Source organism: Microcoleus sp. BM001215392 (genome assembly GCF_036700185.1).
In the GTDB taxonomy this organism is placed as follows: domain Bacteria; phylum Cyanobacteriota; class Cyanobacteriia; order Cyanobacteriales; family Microcoleaceae; genus Microcoleus.
In genome coordinates, this window is record NZ_JAUBOJ010000073.1 from 15851 (window position 1) to 22179 (window position 6329).

The window sequence follows — 6329 nt, forward strand, 5'->3', positions numbered from 1 at the left end:
GCGCGGGTGTTGGAGTTGCAGTTGCGGGGGATGGAGTGGCGATGGGCGCGGGTGTGGGAGATGGAGTTGCGATCGCAATTGGTTCGGGAACTGAGATAATTTGAATGCGATCGCGATTTTGCACGAGTTCGCGATCTTGTCTGTGAGTATAGCGATAAGAGTTCGTGGGCGAAATCGTTTGTATGGGATTGCTATTTCCCCGAGTAATTGCACCAGCCGTTCCATTTGTCTGGGCATTCCCGACAATAAAAGGCGTGATTCCGGCGCCCCCGTGGCGGATAATTATCGTGCCGCCACTGACATCTCCTGGACTTCCAGCAGTAGAAATGCTAGCATTAATGCCGTTTCTGTCTGTGAACGAATTGGGCGATCGAAAAAAGCTTTCGGTCAAAATCGAAACATTTCCCCCCGTACCTGCGCCCTGACTCTGAGCATTAATTTGACTCAGAACAATATTACCTGTAGTGCTGCGGTTAATTGCGCTAACATCGCCTGCATTCCCCTTCGCAGAAGAGTCAACTTTCCCAGCATTAATATTGCCGTTAGCGTCGAGTAAAATATTGCCGGCATTACCAGCGGCTGAGGTATTGATATCGCCCGCGGTGATATTAGTTCCAGCATTCAGCTCGATCTTGCCGCCATTATTAAGGGAAGTCGAGTTAAGATTGCCTGTTTTGATTTCTCCCTTCTCGCTGTACAAAGAAATCCCCGCTTCCGAGGTGATATTTTTGGCGGTAATGTTATTCCTTGTAATAATGTTCAGCGCTGCCGGATTTTTGGGAATATCATCTTGAAGATTGATGCTATTGAGAGGAGCGATACTACCGATATTACCGCTAAATTTAGGAACTCCGTCTTGCGATTGAACTGTCAGATTGTGCGAGCCATTAACTGTAGAGTTAAACGTAATGTCGCCAGTTTCCAAAATTCTTACAGACAAGTCGTTAGCCAATGTTACCGGAGCGGCAAACGTGATATTATTGCGGTTAGTTTCAATATTTCCGCCTACAGTAATTGATTCCTTTGCCTTGAGATCGATATTGCCGCCAGTCACAGTGGTGCTGGGAGCAAAAGTGCGGGAATTAATATTGGATGTCGCCAGTGTTCCTCCAGCATTTATTGTAATATCTCCGCCCTTACCGTTGGCCGCCGCAGTAATAATTGGGCCGGCTGTCGTGTTGATATTGCCGCCGCTTTGAATGCGAAGATTGCCGCTATTGGCGTTGAATCCGCTTAATAATAGGGCGCTGCCAATTCCGGCGGTAGTGATATTGCTATTAGCTTCGAGGGAAATATTGCCACCGCTGTTACCGCCGATCGCATTTATGATGCCGCCAATCGTATTAATGGAACCGCCGCTTTTAAGGGTGATTGAACCGCCGTCTTCAGCCCCTATTGATTGGATTGTGCTGGTAGTAATGTTGCCACCAGCAGTTATATTAATTGTCCCCCCTCTGTTAGTTGCCAAAGAGGGAACATTACTATCATTACTTGTAATTAATGCGCCAGTAGTGATATCGCCATTCATATTGGTAATACGAATATTTCCACCCAATTTTCCTTGAACAAAAATATCACCTATATTAATCTTGCCATTAGTGGTATAAAATATAAGATTGCTACCATTACCCTTGTCAGAATAAGATGAAATGGCGCTGTTCCCTACTCCTATTGTGATACCATTGTTAGCTTGAATTGTTATATTGCCAGCATTGTTGGTATCGCTCCTTGTGTCTAATGTGCCGATATCTATTAAACCACCACTCAGCACGGTTATTCCACCGCCATCCAACCTTGCTGTAGTTTGAAGGTTACTAGCAGTAATATTGCCGCCAGCCGTTAAAGTAATTGTGCCACCTCGATCCGATCTTAAAGCTTCACCACTTATTACCGAGTTAAAAGCTGCGGATAAACTACCTGTATCGATGCTACCATTAGTGCTAGTAAAATTAATCTGTCCATTCTGCAATAGGCCGTAAGCCTGTATGAAAGCAGTTGTTTTAATATCTCCATTTGTGGTGAACAAGGTAATATTTCCAGCATTTCCCTTAGAAGAACCAGCAAAAATATCTGTTGTTTTAATGCCATTGTTAGCTCGGAGTGTAATATTTCCAGCATTACTGCTATTAACGTAAGCGGGGAGTGTATCTAGACGGCCTGTAGTAATCCTACCGTTTCTGCTAGTGAGGTTTATATCTACTCCATTTGTGTCAATACCATTAGTAGTAACATCGCCGTTAGTGCTAATTATTGTAAGCGATCCTCCCTTGCTAACAGTACCCGAAGAGTAAGAATGTAAACTACCGGGGATATTGATATCCTTGGCAGCGTTGATAATAATCGCACCACCATTGCCAGCATTGCCAAGATCGGAACCATCAATGAAAGCTGTTGATTCAAGACTCCTGGCGCTGGCTTCAGTTCCAATAGTGATGCTACCATTGGGAGCATTTAGAGTGATTGGGCCACCATTGCCAGCATTACCAGAAACAGAAATTGAGGATGAACTTAGGTTTTCTGTGATATTAATATTGCTGCCAGCTAATAAAGTAATCGCGCCACCATTACCAGTATTACCAGGACTTGCAAAAGATGAAGAATTTATACTGCCTGTGATGTTGATACTCCCACCTGCCTTTAAAGTAATCGCGCCACCATTACCAGCATTGTTATTGTCTACACGATCAGATGATGAAGTGAGGCTGCCTGTAGTGATGTTACCCGTAGCCTCCATGATGACAGGGCCACCATTTTGATTTTGAATAGGGGTCATATTTCCGATCCGAATATTTCCTGGTAAAGTCGGCCCTGTTGAAGATGAAAAAATTGTATTTCCCAAGCTAGGAGAATTCGGAGGGACATTATAAACACCAGGAAAAGTTGTTGTAGGATTATCCAAAGCCGTCTTCCCCGCTTGCAAAATTAACGCACGACTGGTTGTCAACAAATTGAAATGCGGATCGCTAGCAGGAATAGATGTAGGATTGTCCGGCCCATTAATTATAATATCACCTCCGATAATGCTTCCCTTCGCCTCTATCTTCAGTGCTGCACCCACGTAATTGGCAAAAGTAACATCTCCATTAGAACTAATAATCGGGTCATACAAACTCACAAAATTACCAGGATTACCCGACAAATTGAGTATGGAAAAACTGCCACCGGCCGCAAAGTGAGCATCTCCAGAAATATTACCATCGCTGACGAGAGTTAGATTAGCACCACTTTGAAACGGAGTAATATCTGAATGATTCAGCGCCAAAATATCGATACTTCGATTTCCCTGAATATACAGATTGCCGCCAGCATTTGCCACAAACGAATTCGCCACACTATCGCGCACCCGCACCGTATCATTCGCCAGCAAATTTAAGTCACCAGTTGTACTTAGCTGACTTTCAACTAACGTCAAATTGCGATTAGCTGACAGCGTTGCAGTCTGGGCATTTACTTCTTTAGCAACCACATCTCCATTCTCTACCTGCAAAGCAGAATTAGTTAGCTCAACTTGCCCTTGACTGTTAACTGTTACACCCGTGGCACTTCCGCCTCCACCCGTCAATAACTGAGGCAAAGATGCAACTGGGAACACCCAATTTTGAGGCAAACTTCCGGCTACAGACTGCGGCTGAATCTCCAAACTCAACAGATTTCCCGCTTGGCTAATTCTGACTAAATTTTGACCCGGTACCGCCGCCACAGTAATATTGCCTCCCGGTGCAGAAAGTTGTCCTGTAGTCAAAACCGTGCCGCCCAACAAAGTTAAATTTTGTCCCTGTTTCACCGCCAAAGTGCCAAGATTGACAATTCCTCCCGGTTGTAGATTGGTGAAAGCAAAAGTGTTCGGGCTTCCGAGTAATTGTGCGTAATTATTCATGCCCGCCGCACTAAACCAGTTATTGCCGAAACCAATTCCTGTCGCAGTAGTTGCGGTGAAAGAACCGGGAACATTCAAGCTGGAATTCGCACCGAAAACAATCCCCGATGGATTCATTAAAAATAAATTAGCATTGCCGCCCGTGACTTGAATTATGCCGTTAATAAAGGAAGCATCGCCGCCCACAACTCGCCCTAAAATGTTGCGAATATTGGGATTTGAGATGAAATTGGCAGTTTGTCCTTGAGTTAAACCAAATTGTTGGAAACTGTGAAATAGATTTGCACCGTCGCTGGATTGTTGGCCGCCTTGGATGTTGAATTGGTTGCCGTTAGGGGCGATTTGAGTATTCGTACCGTCAGCGGCTGGGGTGATTTGGGCTGTGGCTGTTTGGGATGGGGTAAAAAGTCCTGTTTCCCCCGTTGCTAAGGCTGTGAAGGAGCAGAATGTAAGGAGCAATATATTTTTTTTGTTTGCCATAGTTAGATTTTTTGGTAGATGCTATTTCGGGAATAAATTCATCAACAATACATAAATATCATAGGTGTTTAATTGCCCGCGATTCAATTTTGTCTCGGGGTGCGGCGGGTTTATGTGGATTGTTGGTGGGAATTATCTATTGCGGGTGACGGAACCTCTACGAGCCGCCACAAAGCCAATCCTCCGCCTCTTCCCCTCGCGGCAATTATCTCGTTTTCTACTAGAAAATAGGCAAAAAATGCCTGTTTGCCTATACTTAAATTAAAAAAATCTGCCTCCCGCGATTCACCACCGCGAATAAATCCTTGATATACAGTTTTACCTAACAATTTTACAGTAATTCTGGTAAAGTCAAATGCTAAAATATTCTGACTAGCCAAAAATTTAGTCGGCCCGGAAAGAGTTAGTTCGATCGCCCCAACGAGCACTGAATTCTCCACTCTGCCCGTTTCACTAGGCTTTTCGCTTTCAGCAACAGGTTCTACTGAGTAAGCAATTTGAATTTTCGCTACCCATTCGGGGATGTAACGTCCGGCGCCTAGCACAACGCCCGCTTTTTGTCGAGTCTTTTTCGTACCGGTGATAAAGCACAAGCGCCACTTGCCACTTAGTTGCTCCAAGGAATAGCGAGTTTTAGTTTTTTTGGCGTTTTTCTCAGCTTCTAGGAGGGCTGCGACTACGGCGGCAGATGATGGTTTAGGATTGGATTTGGCGGCTTGTTCTAGAATTGATATGTTTTCCATTTAATAATATACAAAATGGCGGGAGCCTTCTCTCCGAACTAGGTAAGGCCTAAACCTTCAAGACATTAATAATATTAGCGGATTTGACACTCCTGGGCTCAGATGAGCGTGAGGATTCTTAGTTCAGCGATCGGACTTAAATCAAGAACATTGCTGCACCCGATCCAGAGATCCAATCTCCCTAAGCGTTTACTGCATCTAGTACAGAGGTTCCGACGTGCCCCGTCGTACCTATCCCGCGATTCAGGATATTAATTGCGGCATTACGATCCCTATCCATTTCACATCCACACTTACAAGCATGGGTTCGAGTGGATAGAGATTTTTTAACGACTTCCCCACAATTACTGCATTCTTGACTGGTGTAAGCAGGATTTACCGCAATGGTAATTCTTCCAAACACTTTTCCAAAATATTCTAAAAACACTCTGAATTGATACCAAGAAGCATCGCTTATTGATTTTGCTAGGCAGTGATTTTTAACCATGTTAGACACTCTCAAATCTTCGTAAACTACTACATCGTTTGATGTGATTACGCACCTTGCAAGCTTAATTGCATGGTCTTTACGCTGTCTACTTATTTTGAGATGTCGCTTACCTAAAATCACTCTAGCTTTGTGGCGATTTGACCCACCCTTGACTTTCCGACTTACAAGACGCTGAGCAAGTTTTAACCGCGTTTCACCTCTACGCAGAAATCTAGGATTAGAAACTATTTCGCCATTTGAATCAGTATAAAACTCTTTCAAGCCCACATCTAATCCAATTGTTTTTCCGGTCATTGGAACAGTTTCTAATCGGTCTACAGAGATGCAAAATTGGACATAATATCCATCTGCTCGTTTAACTAACCGTACCCGTTTAATTTGGTGTGGCTGATAGAAATTAAGGTCGCGAGTACCTTTTAACTTCAGTTTGCCAATTTCACACTTATCGGTAAAGGTGATTGATTTTCTATCGAATGAGAGCTTCCAAGAGTTTGTTTTGTACTCAACAGAACGACAATCTTTCTGGAATTTAGGAAACCCAACTATTTTACCTTTAATGCCTTTTTTGACACGCTCGTAAAATCTGGAAATACTAGCCCATGCTCTTTCTGCACTAGCCTGCCTGGCCATCGCACCTAATTTATTTGCAAAATCAAACTCTTTTGCCCAAATCGCACAATACTTAGGAATGAAAATTTAATAACATCAGCGATGTATAATAAATAAATGAGTGAATATG

Annotated in this window: 2 protein-coding genes and 1 pseudogene; all 3 read right to left on the bottom strand. The window is 43.6% G+C overall.

What is annotated here, in order from left to right:
* On the bottom strand, positions 1 to 4357 hold a 4357-nt coding region (locus tag QT974_RS11090; protein WP_333468541.1), incomplete at its 3' end, for a beta strand repeat-containing protein.
* A gap of 110 nt (positions 4358 to 4467) precedes the next feature.
* Positions 4468 to 5100: a hypothetical protein gene (locus tag QT974_RS11095; protein WP_333468542.1), complete on the bottom strand. Its 633-nt coding sequence runs from the start codon at positions 5098 to 5100 to the stop codon at positions 4468 to 4470.
* A 181-nt stretch (positions 5101 to 5281) separates the two neighbouring features.
* Positions 5282 to 6274, bottom strand: a pseudogene (locus QT974_RS11100) (RNA-guided endonuclease InsQ/TnpB family protein); the annotation flags it as partial.
* Positions 6275 to 6329: the final 55 nt, after the last annotated feature.